The 15,748-nt window shown below is 69.3% G+C and carries 13 protein-coding genes and 1 tRNA gene; 7 read left to right on the top strand and 7 right to left on the bottom strand.

Annotation, left to right across the window (positions count from 1 at the left end; genetic code table 11):
- Positions 1-8 precede the first annotated feature (8 nt).
- The gene (gene queC, locus L7N97_RS25810; protein ID WP_237481265.1) at positions 9-719 is read right to left on the bottom strand and encodes a 7-cyano-7-deazaguanine synthase QueC; all 711 of its coding nucleotides are present in this window, start codon (positions 717-719) and stop codon (positions 9-11) included.
- Positions 719-1,351 carry a 7-carboxy-7-deazaguanine synthase gene (queE, locus tag L7N97_RS25805; RefSeq protein WP_237481263.1) on the bottom strand — a complete coding sequence of 211 codons (633 nt, stop codon included), beginning with the start codon at positions 1,349-1,351 and terminating at the stop codon, positions 719-721. The genes queC and queE overlap by 1 nt, the downstream gene beginning before the upstream one ends.
- 107 nt (positions 1,352-1,458) lie before the next feature.
- Between queE and L7N97_RS25800 the strand changes: the two genes are divergently transcribed.
- Positions 1,459-1,800, top strand: coding sequence for a hypothetical protein (locus tag L7N97_RS25800; RefSeq protein WP_237481261.1), 342 nt, complete (start codon positions 1,459-1,461; stop codon positions 1,798-1,800).
- A 19-nt stretch (positions 1,801-1,819) separates the two neighbouring features.
- Here the strand turns inward: L7N97_RS25800 and L7N97_RS25795 are convergent, their stop codons facing one another.
- A complete protein-coding gene (locus L7N97_RS25795; protein WP_237481260.1) occupies positions 1,820-2,659 on the bottom strand; it encodes a hypothetical protein in 840 nt (279 codons plus the stop codon).
- A gap of 33 nt (positions 2,660-2,692) precedes the next feature.
- Between L7N97_RS25795 and L7N97_RS25790 the strand changes: the two genes are divergently transcribed.
- Positions 2,693-2,769, top strand: a tRNA-Arg gene (locus tag L7N97_RS25790).
- 100 nt (positions 2,770-2,869) lie between these two features.
- On the opposite strand, the gene L7N97_RS25785 is transcribed toward L7N97_RS25790, so the two are convergent.
- A complete protein-coding gene (locus tag L7N97_RS25785; protein ID WP_237481258.1) occupies positions 2,870-3,619 on the bottom strand; it encodes a DNA-binding protein in 750 nt (249 codons plus the stop codon).
- A gap of 294 nt (positions 3,620-3,913) precedes the next feature.
- Between L7N97_RS25785 and L7N97_RS25780 the strand changes: the two genes are divergently transcribed.
- The gene (locus L7N97_RS25780; protein WP_237481256.1) at positions 3,914-4,456 is read left to right on the top strand and encodes a DUF3443 family protein; all 543 of its coding nucleotides are present in this window, start codon (positions 3,914-3,916) and stop codon (positions 4,454-4,456) included.
- On the opposite strand, the gene L7N97_RS30635 is transcribed toward L7N97_RS25780, so the two are convergent.
- On the bottom strand, positions 4,453-5,097 hold the full coding sequence (locus L7N97_RS30635) for a transposase (RefSeq protein ID WP_428981029.1): 645 nt from the start codon (positions 5,095-5,097) through the stop codon (positions 4,453-4,455). The two genes, L7N97_RS25780 and L7N97_RS30635, sit on opposite strands and share 4 nt — an antisense overlap.
- Positions 5,069-5,512: a helix-turn-helix domain-containing protein gene (locus L7N97_RS25770; protein WP_255721764.1), complete on the bottom strand. Its 444-nt coding sequence runs from the start codon at positions 5,510-5,512 to the stop codon at positions 5,069-5,071. Before L7N97_RS25770 ends, L7N97_RS30635 begins: the two co-directional genes overlap by 29 nt.
- A 226-nt stretch (positions 5,513-5,738) precedes the next feature.
- On the opposite strand from L7N97_RS25770, the gene L7N97_RS25765 reads away from it, so the two are divergent.
- Together L7N97_RS25765 and L7N97_RS25760 are read left to right on the top strand one after the other, a co-directional pair.
- Complete coding sequence (locus tag L7N97_RS25765) at positions 5,739-8,306, top strand: GAF domain-containing protein (RefSeq protein ID WP_255722403.1); 2,568 nt, start codon at positions 5,739-5,741, stop codon at positions 8,304-8,306.
- Positions 8,307-8,624: 318 nt separating this feature from the next.
- Positions 8,625-11,408: a PAS domain S-box protein gene (locus L7N97_RS25760; RefSeq protein WP_237481251.1), complete on the top strand. Its 2,784-nt coding sequence runs from the start codon at positions 8,625-8,627 to the stop codon at positions 11,406-11,408.
- An 82-nt stretch (positions 11,409-11,490) separates the two neighbouring features.
- Here the strand turns inward: L7N97_RS25760 and L7N97_RS25755 are convergent, their stop codons facing one another.
- On the bottom strand, positions 11,491-14,358 hold the full coding sequence (locus L7N97_RS25755) for a response regulator (protein ID WP_237481249.1): 2,868 nt from the start codon (positions 14,356-14,358) through the stop codon (positions 11,491-11,493).
- 361 nt (positions 14,359-14,719) lie between these two features.
- Between L7N97_RS25755 and L7N97_RS25750 the strand changes: the two genes are divergently transcribed.
- Both L7N97_RS25750 and L7N97_RS25745 read left to right on the top strand, forming a co-directional pair.
- Positions 14,720-15,283 carry a fasciclin domain-containing protein gene (locus tag L7N97_RS25750; protein ID WP_237481248.1) on the top strand — a complete coding sequence of 188 codons (564 nt, stop codon included), beginning with the start codon at positions 14,720-14,722 and terminating at the stop codon, positions 15,281-15,283.
- A gap of 113 nt (positions 15,284-15,396) precedes the next feature.
- Positions 15,397-15,603: a hypothetical protein gene (locus L7N97_RS25745; protein WP_237481247.1), complete on the top strand. Its 207-nt coding sequence runs from the start codon at positions 15,397-15,399 to the stop codon at positions 15,601-15,603.
- The last annotated feature ends 145 nt before the right edge of the window (positions 15,604-15,748 follow it).

The following is a 15,748-nucleotide window of genomic DNA, read 5'->3' as shown; positions in this document are numbered from 1 at the left end:
CGTCATCCTCACAGCGCCGCCGCGAACTCCCGATACCCCTTCGCCCTGAGCTCGCAGGCCGGGCATGCCCCGCACCCGTAGCCCCAATCGTGCCGGTGCGTCCGGTCCCCGCCGTAGCAGGTGTGGGTGTCGTCGCGGACGAGATCGACCAGCGGCGCTCCGCCGAGGTCCCGCGCCATGCGCCAGGTCGCGGCCTTGTCGATCCACATCAGCGGCGTGTGCAGCACGAAGCGGGCCTCCATGCCGAGGTTCAGCGCGAGCTGCATGGCCTTGATCGTGTCGTCGCGGCAGTCCGGATAGCCGGAGAAATCCGTCTCGCAGACGCCGGTCACGATGTGCTTGATGCCGCGCCGGTAGGCCAGCGCCGCCGCGAAGGTGAGAAACAGGAGGTTGCGGCCCGGCACGAAGCTCGTCGGCAGCCCGTCCTCGCCCATGCGGATCTCGACGTCGCGCGTCAGCGCCGTGTCGCTCACCTGCCCCAGCACGGCGAGGTCGAGCAGGTGGTCCGGCCCGAGCCGGCCCGCCCAGGCGTGGAAGTCCGCGCCGAGCCGGCGCAGGATCGGCGCCCGCACGTCGAGCTCGACGCGGTGGCGCTGGCCGTAGTCGAAGCCCAGGGTCTCGACGTGGGCGAACCGCTCCAGCGCCCAGGCCAGGCAGGTCGTCGAGTCCTGCCCGCCGGAGAAGAGCACGATGGCGCGCGACGCGTCCTGGCCGACCATCACGCGATCCCGAGGTACTTGTGGGTCTGAAGCCCGAGGCGCCAGCGCGGGTTCGCCATGCAGTAGCGCACCGCCGCCTCCGTGTTGGCGGCTTGGTCGGGCCCATCCATGGGCTGGAGGATGAAGTGGCCGAAGCCGAGATGCGCGAAGCGCTCCGGCATGGCGCGGGCCTGCGGGAACACGAGCTTCAGCTCGTCGCCGCGCTCGATCGCCAGCGGCGCGTCGGACTTGGGGCTGACGCAGATCCAGTCGAGGCCGGGCGGGGGCGCCACGGTGCCGTTGGTCTCGACCGCGATCTCGAAGCCGCGCGCGTGCAGCGCCGCGATCAGGGCCGGGTCGACCTGGAGCAGCGGCTCGCCGCCGGTCAGCACGGTGAGCCGGTTGTCGGGCGCGCCCGTCCAGGCGGCCGCCACGGCGGAGGCGAGCGCCTCGGCATCGGCGAACCGCCCGCCGCCGGGACCGTCGAGGCCGACGAAGTCCGTGTCGCAGAAGGTGCACACGGCCGCGGCGCGGTCGGCCTCGCGCCCGGTCCACAGGTTGCAGCCGGCGAAGCGGCAGAACACGGCCGCGCGGCCGGCCTGCCGGCCCTCGCCCTGGAGCGTGTAGAAGATTTCTTTGACGGCATAGGACATGATCGGCAGCCGATATAGGCGATCGGCCGCCCGATTGCAGCAGGCACGCACGGACCCGGACGGCGAGCCCGCCCGTTCCGGTCGCGCCATCGCGAGGAGACCCGGACATGACGACCCCACGCAGCGCGGCCCTGGCCGCCATCCTGTGCCTCGCGGCGGGGCCCGGCTTCGCCGCGACCTGCCACATGACCGTGCAGGGCGTGCCGGTGATCGACGACCAGACCTGCACGGTCGCCGGCCGCGGCCGCGACGTCCGGGTCGCGGTCGGGGCCGAGGACGCGATCCGGATCAGCCGGTCGTTCATGAGCGGCCGCTTCCTGGTGCGGGGCGCCCGCGACGGGCGCCTGCGCAGGATCGAAGTGTCCTATGGCCAGGTGGTCACCTCGTCCGACTCGGACGACAAGACCTGCTACTTCAACCAGAAAGCGACGCTCTGCGTCGACCGCTGAGGCGGCGCTCGGCGCCCGATCAGCCGCCGTCCGCGATCGAGCCCGGCTCCAGGCTCTCGACCGCGTCGGGATCCGTCACCCTCATGCGGGGCCCGAACCGCGCGTCGAGGTCGCCGCGCAGGCGCACCGGCGTGCCGGCATAGTCGCGCAGGTCCAGCCCGGCTTTGTCGAAGAGCTTGGCGTCGCGGCGGGACACCACGGCGGTGAAGCCGTGCCGGTCCTGCCTCAGCGCGAGGTAGAGCGCTCCGCGGCTCTCGTGGAGGCGCAGGACGCCTTGGACGATGGCGAGGCCACCGGCCTGCGCGGCGAGCCCGGCGGCGTCGCTCGGCGCCAGCACGGCCGCCCCCGGATCGGACCACAGCCCCCGGCCGGCCGCGCGGGCCCCGTCCTCCGCCGCGAGCCTCCCCGCCGCGCAGGCGTGGACCGAGGCCTCGGGCGCCACGCGGGCGAGCCCGGCGGCGAGCAGCGCCGCGCCGGCCTCCCCGGGCGGCGTGGCGCGGAACAGCAGGGCGGGGATGCGCCCCCAGCGGTCAGGCGCTCCGAGGGGCCGGAGCTGGACGGGTCCCTCGGCCCAGGCCAGCAGCGCCGCGCGAGCGGAACGGTCCAGCGCCTTCGCGCCGCCGCGGGCGACGTCGATGCCGGCCAGGCGGATGGTGCGCCCGTCCGACAGGGCGACGTCGCCCTGCTCCGACACCGTCGCCACCGTGACGAGCGGGCCGTCCTGCGCGGCGGCACAGTCCGGAGTCGGCCGGAGGACGGGCGCGGCCAGGGCCGGGACGGCCAGCGGGACACAGACTGCCGCGCATCGGAGAGCGGCGTGGATCGCGCGGACGGGCGAAACGGCTTCCAGTCTTTCCATCGCTTCGGATCTCGGCTAGCGTCCGTCCCGTGCGGTCCCGTAGCTCAGCAGGATAGAGCAGCGGTTTCCTAAACCGAAGGTCAGGGGTTCGAATCCCTTCGGGACCGCCACAGATCGACCGTTTTATCCAAACAGGATAGATGCGACTCCAAACCAAGATAACCTGCCACAGAAAGCAGGTTAAATGCGACTCCGAAACCCCCGCCTTGGTTAACGCGCGACGCTTGGCTGTCCAGGAATTTCCACTTCGGCGTGTGATTTTCTACTTTGCGCGGTCTTTCTGACATCTGTCGTGGCACGACGGCCGAAGGATCCGTTCGAAAGAACCTTGAAGTACTTCTCATGCGTAACGCGCACCTTCATCTTCGTGCGGAGGGTGCCGGCCGTGACGTCCTCCCTGTGATGGGCCGCCTCGCGATGAATGCTGTCGCGAAGACGAGGGAGGATCTCCCTTGCGGTCATGCCCCCTTCTGCAGGCAGCAGGTCGAACACCTCCTGCATCACCCGGTCCCAGAACTCCTCAGAACGCACCCGGTCCAAGCGCGCGTCCCTCTCGCGAATCAGCCCTCGCAGCTGATCGACCTCCGAACGCAGGGCCGCGACCTCCTCGGTGATTTGGTCCACTTGCCGGAGGGCCTCATCCCGGATTTCGTCGTTGGCCCGCAGATCGCGGTCCATGCTCTCGCGGTCGTCGGCATATTTTTGGGCGGCACTGACGCAAGCGGCCTCCCAAAGTGCCGCGAGCGCGTCGCCGTGGCGGTTCTGGACGTCGGACGGGATGCCGGCGACTTCGGGCCGCGACCGGTAGCCGCGCTTCGCCTTCCAGTCTCGGACGAGTGGTCCGACCTCCCTGTTCGAGCCGCCCTGCTCCAGGGCCGCGATCACCGCCCGAACCGACACCGGCTTGCCTTCGGCACGCAGGCCGTCGGCTACCCTGAACACCTCGTCGCGCCCGGCCATGCGAAGGCTCCTTCTGGAAGGAGCCTGCACGACGATCGTTGAGGTCGGACCGCCCTCGAGAGGCGGGTCACAGGTACCAGTCAACGTTACCAACGACCCGTTACCATGCCTGACTGCCGGCGAGGACGGAACGCCCGTCCATGGCACGATCTACCTTCGGTAACAGGTCTCAGGTAGCGTTACCCGCTACCCTTGCTCGCCTCTGTCAGGGATGGGCTTCCTCCGTGGTTCGAAAGGAGGTCTCGGCTCGACCACCACTGGACAGGCTGAGCGAACCGGCATCGAACTCGGTTCATGGACACGTTGACCGACCTGCACGAGGCCCGCATGCCCTCCCCATCGGACGGTGGTGCCCGGGAGGTCGTCGGCACGTTGACGTTCGGGGTCGGCACGGCGGCCGATCACAGGCTCGGCGCGTCGGGCCTCTTGCGGGTCGACGCCTTCGGACGGTTCACGACGACGTTCGACGGCAGGAGCTATCCCGCCAGCTACATCGACAGCGGGACCGAAACATACCTTCTGAACGGCGACCACCTGCCGCGATGCCGAGACCTGGCGTGGGCGTACTGCATGGAGCCGAGGCGTACCTTCGAAGCGCGGATGACCGGTTCGGACGGGAACGGCACCTCCGTGAGGTTCGCTCTCGGCGACTACCAGGCCCGCAGGGAGGGGCACGCAGGCGCGGTGGACGATGTCGCAGAGGCCGCGGGCCCGCAGTCGGCGGCCTTCGTATGGGGCGCACCGTTCTTTCTCGGACGGAAGGTCACCATCGTCGTGGAAAGCAAGGAGGTGCCGAGCCTTCCTGGGCCGGTGGGGCCGTTCTACGGTCTGGACTAAGCAGCGATTCGTAATTTGTCACACGGATGACTGATCCGTCGCTCGGCATTGAGGCTGTTTACGGCTTGGTGGATGGCGGCATCGAGGTGAGCGGCATCCGCGAAGGTGCGATGAGCGAGGTGATGGCGCTTGAGATCACGCCATTTCAACTCGATGTCGTTCAACTCGGGCGCGTAGCGCGGCAGCCACTCCACGGTGAGCCAGGGCCGCGCCGCGATGGCGGCGGTGGTGGCCTTGCTGGTGTGGATGGGGCCGTTGTCGAGCACCAGCACGACGGGCTTGGCGGGGCGTCCCGGTTGCGGGCCGTCGCGGCCGTCCAACACGGTCAGCAGGGCGATGAAGTCGGTGCTGCGCTTTGTTGTCGACGTGTGGACGATGAGGTCGCGGGTTGCGGCGTCGAGCACGCCCATGATGGCGACCTTGCGGGCCGGCCTGGGGCGGCGACGCGCAGGTCCGCGCCCCGTGGCGCCCAGGCATGGGCCAGATAGGGATGGGTCAGGGCTTCGCTCTCGTCGCCGTACAACAGCACCACGTCGCCCGCCTCGGCCTGCGCCCGGCGGATCCTGAGGCGCAGGCCCACGCGCTCCACCTCCTGTGCATCCTGCCGACCCTTCAGCGTGTGCCGGGGGCGGCGCCAGCAAAACCCCCCTTTTCCCGGAGCAGGATGCTCAGCCGAGACTTGGAAATACTCAGGCCCGTCCGCCGCTCGATCTCGGCCTGCAGGCGCGGCAGCGTCCAATTGGGCCGGTTCTCCACGGGCTCGCGCAAAAGGGCCGCCGCCACCGCGAGCGCCTGTTCGCCCTTGGCCGCCGGGCGACCCGAGGCCAGCGTCGAGCGCAGGGCCTCGACCCCGCCTTCGCAAAACCACTGCCGCCAGTGGCGGACCGCATCGGCCGTCACCCCGAACGCTTCTGCCACCTCGACGCTCGTCCAACCCGACAAGGTGAGCAGCATCGCCCGCGCACGATCGGCCTCGCCCCGAACGTCAGATCGCGCCAACGTCTCGAGGTCGGCGCGCTGCGCCGGCGTCGCTGCCAAACGGGACCGACCAGCCATGATACTCACCCGAGCACTTGAGCGCTCGACATACCATCCGTGTGACAGTCAGCGGAATCCTGCTTAGCGTCGGCGCTATGAGCACGCGAGATTCATCGCTCGCCAGAACGAATGTGCGCCGGTCGGTCTCCGACGCACGATCCTTGGGCTTGCGTCAAATGATGCGTCTCGCCTACTTGCAGCATCAGGCGCGGTGACCTCACCCGTCGACCTCATCGAGGCTGCGATGGTGCCGAGTTCCTCGTCGATCCAGGGGACCGCCGAGGAGCTTCGCCTGGAGGCGCTGGCCTCGTACGACGTCATCGATACGCCCCCGGAGCAGGACCTCGACGACATCGCGCGCTTGGCCGCCCAGATCTGCGCCACGCCGGTCGCGTTGGTGACGCTCGTCGACGGACGGCGGCAGGTGTTCAAGGCCCGCTTCGGCTTCGAGGGCACGACCAGTGACCTGGAGACCGGTTTCTGCCCCCTGGTTGTGCGACGCGAGGCGCCCCTCACCATCGCCGACACGCTCGCGGATCCCGGGCACGCCGACAATGTCGCAACCAGGGAGGGCGGCGTCCGCTTCTACGCGGGTGTCCCCCTCACCGCCCCCGGTGGCTTCGTGCTCGGCACCCTCTGCGTCCTCGACGTGAAGCCGCGCGAACTCTCGGACGAGCAGCATTCCGCGCTCGCCGCCCTGGCGCGTCAGGTCATGAGGCAGCTCGAACTGCGGGCCGCACTGCGGCGTGAGCGCGAGGGCGACGTGCGCCACAGGCACGTCCTGAACGGTGCGGTCGAGCACGCCATCGTCGCAGCCGACCTGAAGGGCCGCGTCGTGGAATGGAACGAGGGCGCCGGTCGTCTCCTCGGTTGGTCGCCGGAGGAGGCCATCGGCGAACCCGTCGCGCGCCTCATCCGTACCGTCGACCGTGACGCAGATTGGTTCGAGGCGGACGCTGAACGCACCCTGCGGCGCGGACCCCTCACCGCCGAGGAATGGCACCGTCGCAGGAGCGGGGCCGACCTCTGGGCGAACAGGACAATGTCGCCGCTCAAGGGCGAGGACGGACAGGTTACGGGGTATGTCGTCGTCATGCGGGACCGCACCGAGGAGCGGCGCCGCGAACAACGGCTCGCAATCCTGTCGGAGGCTGCCGCGAAGTTGCTGGTGGCCGATGATCCCGAGGCGGTCCTGGGTTCGGTCGTGTCCGAGAGCGCCTCGCTGCTGGCCTTCCAGCATGCTTACAGTCACGTGGTGTTCGCGGACGGGAAGTCGGTGTGCACGGCGAGGAGCGTGGGGATCGAGGGTGAGGCCACGGTCGCCTTGGACAAGGCGATCTTCGAGTCGACGCTGTGTAGCGTCGTCGCGAGGACGCGTGCACCGGTGATCGTCCCGGACGTGTCTCGCTCCGAGCAGACCAACATCGAGGACGCCAGGAAGGCCGGGCTGTCGTCCTACGCGGGGTTCCCGGTGATGGCGGGCGACCGGCTCTTCGGCGTCCTGTCCTTCGGCTCGCTCCGGGTGCATGCCTTCGATGCGCAAGCCCTCTCCTTCTTCGCCACCCTGGCCCGCTACGTCGCCGTGGTGCGCGAGAGGCTGGACCGAGAGGCGTCGTTGAAGGCCCTCGCCCAGACGCTGGAACAGCGGGTCGAGGAGCGCACGGCGGAGCTGCGCGACGCGGAAGCGGCCCTCCGACAGTCGCAGAAGCTGGAGGCCGTGGGCCAGCTCACCGGCGGCGTCGCGCACGACTTCAACAACTTGCTGACCGTTCTGAAATCCTCCGTCGACTTGCTGCGAAAACCGAACTTGGCCGAGGAACGCCGCAGGCGGTACCTCGACGCCATTTCCGACACCGTGGACCGCGCCGCCAAGCTGACGGGCCAACTCCTCGCCTTCGCGCGGCGCCAGGCCCTGAAGCCAGAGGTGTTCGACGCGGCCGAGCGCGTGCGCGCGGTGTCCGAGATGCTCGACAGCGTCACCGGCTCGCGCATCCGCGTGTCGCTCGACCTGTCAGCCGAACCCTGCCACGTGCGGGCCGACGCCAGCCAGTTCGAGACGGCCCTGGTCAACATGGCGGTGAACGCTCGCGACGCGATGGACGGCGAGGGCACCCTCACCCTGCGGGTCCACGATGGCGGGAGGCTGCCGCCGATCCGCGGACACGCGGGCAGCGCGGCAGCCTTCGTGGCGGTGTCGCTGACCGACACGGGCACAGGCATCCCGGCCGACCGCATCGGGCAGATCTTCGAGCCGTTCTTCACCACCAAGGGCGTCGGCAAGGGGACCGGCCTCGGGCTCAGTCAGGTGTTCGGATTCGCCAAGCAGTCCGGCGGCGACGTCGACGTCAGCAGCGAGGTCGGGCGGGGCACGACCTTCACGCTCTACCTCCCGTACGTGCCCGCGCCCGAGGCGACCGACGCCGGTGCCCGCCGGAAGACGGCCGTGGCGGGCGGCGGGCGGCGGGTGCTGGTCGTGGAGGACAACGTCGAGATCGGCCGCTTCGCAACCCAACTCCTCGACGACCTCGGCTATCAGAGCCACTGGGCGGCCAACGCCGACGAGGCCTTGGCGCGCCTTGCCACGCCCGCTCACGAGTTCGACGTGGTCTTCTCCGATGTGGTGATGCCGGGCATGAACGGGGTCGACCTCGCCCGCGAGATCCGCCGCCGTCACCCCGCGCTGCCTGTGGTGCTCACGTCCGGCTATAGCCACGTGCTGGCCGAAGAGGGCCCCCAGGGTTTCGACCTCGTCCACAAGCCGTATTCCGCCGAGCAGCTCTCCCGTGCCCTGCGCCGTGCGACGTCCGGCTGAGGGCGCCCGGTTCGCCACGCCCATCGCGGCGGGTCCACCATGGCGTTCACCCCGAGGCGGCTCTAATTGACGATGCCATGACCCTGACCGCCTCGAACCATCGTCGCAGGTCAAGGCGAGTGCCGAGCGAACCATCGAGTGTTGCCGACCGTGACCATCGACCCCAGAGAACTGGCGACGCCCCGCGAACGGCAACTGCTCGCCGAAGTCGAGGAGCTGAGGCGTCGTCTCGCCGAGTCTGACGGATCGAAGGATGACGGTCGGCAATCGCAGGGGTCGGGGCCGCGCCCGTCCTCCCGTGCCGACCTAGAACGCGGCATGAGGCGGGCCCTCGAAGGCGCCATCGACTTCGTCGTCATCGTCACCGACACCGATGGGCGCATCACGGGCTGGAACGTCGGCGCCCGCAACGTGCTCGGCTGGGAGGAGGCGGAGGTGCTCGGCCGCGACGCCGCCTTCATCTGGACGCCCGAGGACCGTGGCGCGGGAACGCCGGAGCGGGAGATGCGCCTCGCCCGCGAGAAGGGCAGCGGCGCGGACGACCGCTGGCATCTCCGCAAGGACGGCGGCCGGATCTGGGTGAGCGGCGAGATGCTGCCCATGCGGGAGCCCGACGGCTCGCTGTCGGGCTACTGCAAGGTGATGCGGGACCGCACCGAGGCCCACCTCGAGGCCGAGAGGCACAGGGAGAGCGAGGCACGCTGGCACGGCGTGTTCGAGAACCTGGTCGAGGGCATGCTGCTCGGCGAGGTGGTGCGCGACGCCACCGGACGCATCGTCGACTGGCGCTACCTCGACGTCAACGCCGCCTGGGAGGAGATGGTCGGCCTGCCACGCGCGCAGGCGCTCGGACGCACGGTCCGCGAGATCATCCCCGGCATCGAGGACGAGTGGGTCGAGGAGTTCGGCCGCGTCGTCGAGACCGGGGCGTCCCACCACTTCGAGCGGCAGGTCGGCGCCTGGGACCGGTGGTACGAGGGCAACGTGTTCCGGCTCGGCGGCGACCGCTTCGCCGTGACGTTCTTCAACGTCACCGAGCGCATCGGCCGCGAGCGGCGCCGGGCGGCGCTGCTGGACCTCAACGACCGTTTCAGGGACGTCTATGACCCCCCGACCATTCACGCCCTTCTTGGCGAGGTGGTCGGACGGGCTTTGGGCGCCGGGCGCGTCGGCTACGGAACCCTTGCGGTTGACGGCGACACCTTCACGGTCGAGCGTGATTGGGCGGCATCCGGCTTCCCCTCGCTGGCGGGCCGCTACCACATGGACGACTACGGCCTCTACGCCGCGGACCTCAGGCGAGGCGACACCGTGGTGATCGACGACGTGCGCCTCGACGTCCGCACGGCCGCCAACGCCGAGGCGATGAAGTCGATCTCGGTGGGCTCGCTCGTCAACGTGCCCGTCGTCGAGGGCGGGCGCGCCGTTGCCATCCTCTACGTCAACGACGCGGGTCCACGGGCCTGGACCGGGGAGGAGGTCGCCTTCGCGCGCGAGGCCGCCGAGCGGACCCGCGTCGTCATCGAGCGCCGCCGCGCCGAACAGGGCCTGCGCGACCTCGCGGCCTCGCTGGAGCGGCAGGTCGAGGAGCGCACGCGCGAACGGGACCGGCTGTGGCGCCTGTCGCGCGACCTCTTCGTCATCGCCGACGCGGAGGGGGAGTGGGTCAGCGTCAACGCGGCCTGCATGGCCGTCCTGGGCTGGTCCGAAGCCGAGTTGGTCGGCCGCACCTCCGAGTGGCTTGAGCATCCCGACGACAGGGAGCAGTCGCGCCGCGTCGTGCGGGCGCTGTCCGAAGGCGAAGCGCTGAGCCGCTTCGACATCCGGCTTCGGACCAGGTCCGGCGACTATCGATGGCTGTCTTGGACCGTCACGCCGTCGGATGGCCTCCTGTTCGCGGTGGGCCGCGACGTGACGGCCGACAAGGAGCAGGCGGTCGAGCAGGCGCGCCTGGAGGAGCAGTTGCGCCAGTCGCAGAAGATGGAGGCGGTGGGCCAGCTCACCGGCGGCATCGCCCACGACTTCAACAACCTGCTCACCGGCATCACCGGCGCCCTCGACATGATGCAGCGCCGGATCGTCCAGGGACGGACCGTCGACGTCGAGCGCTACGTCGGCCTCGCCATGTCATCGGCGAACCGCGCCGCCGCGCTCACCCATCGACTGCTCGCCTTCTCGCGAAGGCAGACGCTCGACCCGCGGCCCGTGGACGGCAACGCGCTCGTCTCCGCCATGGAGGACCTACTGCGGCGGACGCTCGGCGAGGGCGTGGTGCTCGAGCTCGCGCTCTGGCCCGACCTATGGCAGACGCGCTGCGACCCGCACCAGCTCGAGAACGCCGTTCTGAACCTTTGCATCAACGCGCGCGACGCCATGCCGGACGGAGGGCGGCTGACGGTGGAGACGACCAACGCTTCTCTGGATGGACGCGCCGCGAGCGAGCGCGACATCCCGCCCGGCGACTACGTCGCCTTCAGCGTCTCCGACACCGGCACCGGCATGCCGCCCGACGTCGTCGCCAAGGTGTTCGAACCCTTCTTCACCACCAAGCCCATTGGCCAGGGGACGGGACTGGGCCTGTCGATGATCCACGGTTTCGCCCGCCAGTCCGGGGGACAGGTCCGTATCCATTCCGTCGTTGGCCGGGGGACGACCATGCGGATCCTCCTGCCAAGGCACCGGGGCGAAGGCGAGGTGCAGGAGGAGTCGGGACTGGTCGAGGCGCCGCGCGCGGCCGCGGGCGAGACGGTGCTGGTGATCGACGACGAGGCGACCGTGCGGACGCTGGTGGGCGAAGTCCTCGGAGAGCTGGGTTACGCCACTCTGGAGGCGCATGACGGTCCTTCGGGGCTCGCCCTGCTCCGCTCGAATGCGCGCATCGACTTGCTAGTCACCGACGTGGGCCTACCTGGCGGAATGAACGGACGGCAGGTGGCGGATGCTGCCCGCGTCCTCAGGCCCGACCTGAAGGTGCTGTTCATCACCGGCTACGCCGACCGGGCCGCGGTGGGCAACGGCCACCTCGACCCCGGCATGCACCTGTTGACCAAACCCTTCGCGATGGAGGCTCTCGCCGTGAAGGTGCGTGACATCATCGGGTGACGCCGCCTGTGGCCTTGCTTGCATGCGCCCTCACCATGGCCTGCCCGAGTGGTTGGAGTCGACGCCCGGACGGGTGTGTGGCTCAGCCCTGCGCGACGATGCGGTGCAGGCGCTCGGCGATGGATCGCAGGCTGACGTCTCCCTTGTGCAGGATCTGGTTGGCCCCGGCGAGGCGGCGTCGGTCATCGCGCGTCAGGTCCAGGGCCGTGAGCACCACGACGGGAACGTCGGCGCATTCTGGGCGTTCGCGGAAGCGTCGCAAGAAGTCGAACCCGTCCATGACCGGCATGGTCAGGTCGAGGAGGACCACTCCGGGACGGGCCGCCCCGACCTTGTCGAGCCCATCCTGCCCGTTCTCCGCCTCGACCACGCGCCAGCCGTCCCTTTCAAGGAACGAGCGGAGACGTGCACGTGTGTCGGAGTCGTCGTCGACGACGAGCGCCGTCTCCTCCGGTGGGCGGAAGCGGTCCATGATGGCCTTGAAGCGGTCCCAGCGCACAGGCTTCTGCACGTAGCCGGTGGCGCCCAACGACTCCGCCAGGCCGCGCTGCTCGACAGACGTCACCATCACTACCGGAATGTCGGCCAGGTCCGCGTCCGCCTTGAGGACGCTCAGAACCGACCACCCGTCGATGCCCGGCATCATGACGTCGAGCAGGATGGCCCGGGGATGGAGCGTCCGTGCGAGTTCGAGTCCCTTGCGTCCGTCGGGTGCGACCTGCGCCCGGAAGCCCTCCCTCTGCAGGAAGCGCGTCATCAGGTGGCGCTGGTCCGGGTCGTCGTCGATCACCAGGACGAGGTCCCGGCTCCCTTCCTCGCCGACCTCCGGCGAAGGCTCGCCGATGAGGGCGTTTTCCGTCCCGGCCTCGACATGCGTCGGGGGCAGCCTGACGGTGAAGCTGGTGCCTTCGCCCTCCTTGCTCTCGACCGACACCGTGCCGTTCAGCATGTCGGCGAAGGCTTTCGTCAGGGAGAGGCCGAGGCCCGTGCCGCCGAACCGGCGCGTAGTCGAGCTGTCGGCCTGTTGGAAGCGCTGGAACAGCTTGTCCAACTGCTCCGGCGTCATGCCGATGCCCGTGTCGGACACGCGGAGGCATACGGATGGTCCGACCTCGCCGACCTCGCGCCACGCAGCCAAGGTGATAGTCCCCGCCTCGGTGAACTTGGCGGCGTTGCCGAGCAGGTTGAGCAGCATCTGCCGGACCTTGGTCAGGTCGGAACGCATGGTGCCGAGGTCCGGCGCAAGGTCGACGCGGAGGCTGTTCCCCTTCTTGCCGACCAGGGTCTGCACCGTGTCGGCCACCTCGCGCACGGCGGTCACGACGTCGAACTCCTCGGCGTAGACCTCCATCTTGCCGCTCTCGACCTTGCTGAGGTCGAGGACGTCGTTGATGAGGCCGAGCAGGTGGCGGGCGTTGCCCTCGATCTTGCGCATGTCGGAAGCGAGGTCGGCCGGCTCTGCGCCGTCCGCGACCTCCTCCAGCATCATCTCCGAATAGCCGATGATGGCCGATAGCGGCGTGCGCAGCTCATGGCTCATGTTGGCGATGAAGGTCGACTTGGCGACGTTCGCCTCCTCGGCGGCGACCTTGGCGTCGCCGAGCGCCCGCTCGGCCGCTTTGCGCTCCTCGATGTCGATAGCGACCACGAGCACGTTGCGCCGCCCGGCCATCCCCGCGATGGCGCTCTTCGTGTTGGTGACCCACAGCGTCGTCCCGTCCGGCCGCACGAGGCGCTTCTCGACGGTCGCAGGCTCGCCATCCAGGGCGGCGGACCTGAGGGCGGTCTCGCTCACGGCCCGGTCGTCGGGGTGGGTGATGTCGCGCATGCGCAGGCGCAGCAGCTCTTCGGAACGGCGGCCCGCCATGGAACAGAATCGGGCGTTGACGGACAGGAACCGCCCGTCGGCGTCCAGCTCCGCGAAGCCCGCGCCGGTCTGCTGGAAGATGCCCGCGAGGTGCGCCTCGCTGTCGCGCAGGGCCTGCTCGGCCTGTGCCCTCTCGACGACGTCCCGCACCCGCGCGGCCACGCCCTCGATCAGCTTCACGTCGTCGGGCGACCAACGGCGCGGCTCCCGTTGGTTCACGAACAGGCTGGCCGCCAGGCGGCCCTCCCGCATCATCGGCACCGACACGAAGGCCCGGGTGTCGATGGCCGTCCAGGGCGCGGCGTCGTAGGCCGGGTCCGCCAGCACGTCGTCGCTGTGGCTCGTCCCGCCCTCGCGCTGGCGGGAGATCGAGGACGCACCGAAGTCGTTGAGCCTATATGTCCCGGCGATGGGGGCGACGCCGTCCGTGAACCCCGTCGCCAGGACGACGCTGGTGCCGTCCGGCTGCACCTCGCCGTAACCGACCCGGTTGGCGCCGAGATACCGCCCCAGCGCGTCCACGGCCGTCCTCACGATGACCTCAGGGTCGTTCAGGCCCCGCAGGCTCTCCTCCAGCGCCAAGCGGAAGCCCTGGCGGCGCTCGGTCAGGACTGGCTCGGTGGTCTCGGCGCAGGGGCAGAAGAAGCCCCGGACCTCGCCATCGTCGTCGTAGACCGGAGTGTAGGAGAAGGCGAAGTGCGCCTCCGGACTCCGCCCCTCGCGGTCCACCATGAGGGTGATGTCGTCCATGTGGACGGGATCGCCCGCATAGACCTGGTCCACAAGGGGCTGCAGAGCGTCACGGATCTCCGCCCACACCGTCATCAACGGGGCGCCCAGCGCGTCTGGGTGCTTGCTTCCGAGCAGCTCGACGTAGCCGTCGTTGTACAGCATCGTCATGTCCGGACCCCAGGCGACGAACATGGGCTGCTTGGCGGCCAACATGACCCGGACCAGCGTCTTCAGGGGCGACGGCCAGGACTGCACCAGTCCCAGGGGTGTCGCCGTCCAGTCGAAGGCGCGGATGCGGTCCCCCATGGCCCCGCCGCCACGCAGCACGGCGCGCTCACCCCTCGTCGCCATCGTGGTTCCGTTCCCCAGACACGTCGCGAAGCTCCTTACCCCCGCTCAGGCCCAGGTGGCTACCGCGGGGTCTGAATCCCGGACGGGGCCGCACCCAGAGCCGTCTCCCGGAGATGCCAACATGGGGGCGCGACCGCGAGCATCCTTCGGGGGAGGATGTTCTACCAGGCTGCCGAGGTGCCGAACATCGATCGAGTCGGTGAGACCGGACGGAACTCTCCGAATCCTTCGGGCGAGATCACGGGGGTGCGCCGAGCGTCATCACGATTTGGAAATGTCGGAAACCGCGTCGGGTCGCACGCGTAGCTTCTCCGGTGCCGCACTCGACGGACTCGCCGAGGACGGACACTCAGGAGAACCGATGATGACCATCACGAAAGGCCTTCGCGCCCTGACCCTCGCCGCCGCGCTCGCGGCCGGCACCGCCTCGGCGGCCTACGCGGCTGACCCGATGGTGGGCGGCGCCCCGATGATGGCGAGCAAGAACATCGTCCAAAACGCCTCGCAGGCGAAGAACCTGACGACGTTGGTCGCCGCGGTGAAGGAGGCCGGGCTCGTCGACACGCTGGAAGGTGCCGGTCCGTTCACGGTGTTCGCGCCGACCAACGCCGCCTTCGACAAGTTGCCCAAGGCCACGGTCGAGGCACTCATGAAGCCCGACATGAAGGCGGACCTGAAGAAGGTGCTCACCTATCACGTGGTAGCGGGCAAGGTGGACGCGGCGGAGCTCGCCAAAGAGATCAAGGCGGGCGGCGGAAGCTACAACATGAAGACGGTCGAGGGTGGGACGCTGACCGCCAAGATGGACGGCGACAAGATCGCCATCATCGACGAGAAGGGCGGTGGAGCCATCGTCGAGACGCCGGACGTGTTCCAGTCCAACGGCGTCGTGCACGTCATCGACGGCGTGCTCATGCCCAAGTGATCGCGTCGATCTGAGATGCGGCCTCGCCGGACCACACGATGTGGTCCGGCGCGTCGAGGTGATCGACGCCGCTCAAACGTGATGACGAGCCGATGGTGAGAGGTGCAGGCAAGATGGTCACATTCATCATCCGCCTTGCCCGTGGCGCGCTCGTCACGCTGTCCGGCATCGCCACGGTGCTCGTGCTGTTCACGCTGATGCAGTTCAATCTCCGCGGTGCAGGGCTGATGGCCGTGCTGGCCATGTCGTCCTTCGTGGTTGTCCACATCCTCGACCGTCTGCGGTGGCATCCAGGCGGCGCAAGCCTGGCTCCGCCTTGATCGAGCACCCCGGGAACATGTCGGGCGAGCAGGAGCTCATGAAAGTACCTGCGGGCCGGACGTACCGTTGAGGTTTGCTCGGGATTTCTCCGTGTCATCGACCGGAGGATCGACACGATCAGGCCGGTCGCATTCAATCCCCCTC

Origin of the sequence: Lichenibacterium dinghuense, from assembly GCF_021730615.1 — a bacterium.
Lineage (GTDB): Bacteria > Pseudomonadota > Alphaproteobacteria > Rhizobiales > Beijerinckiaceae > Lichenihabitans > Lichenihabitans dinghuensis.
The sequence above is the reverse complement of the archived record's forward strand: the minus strand, read 5'-3'. Positions and strand labels throughout refer to the sequence as shown.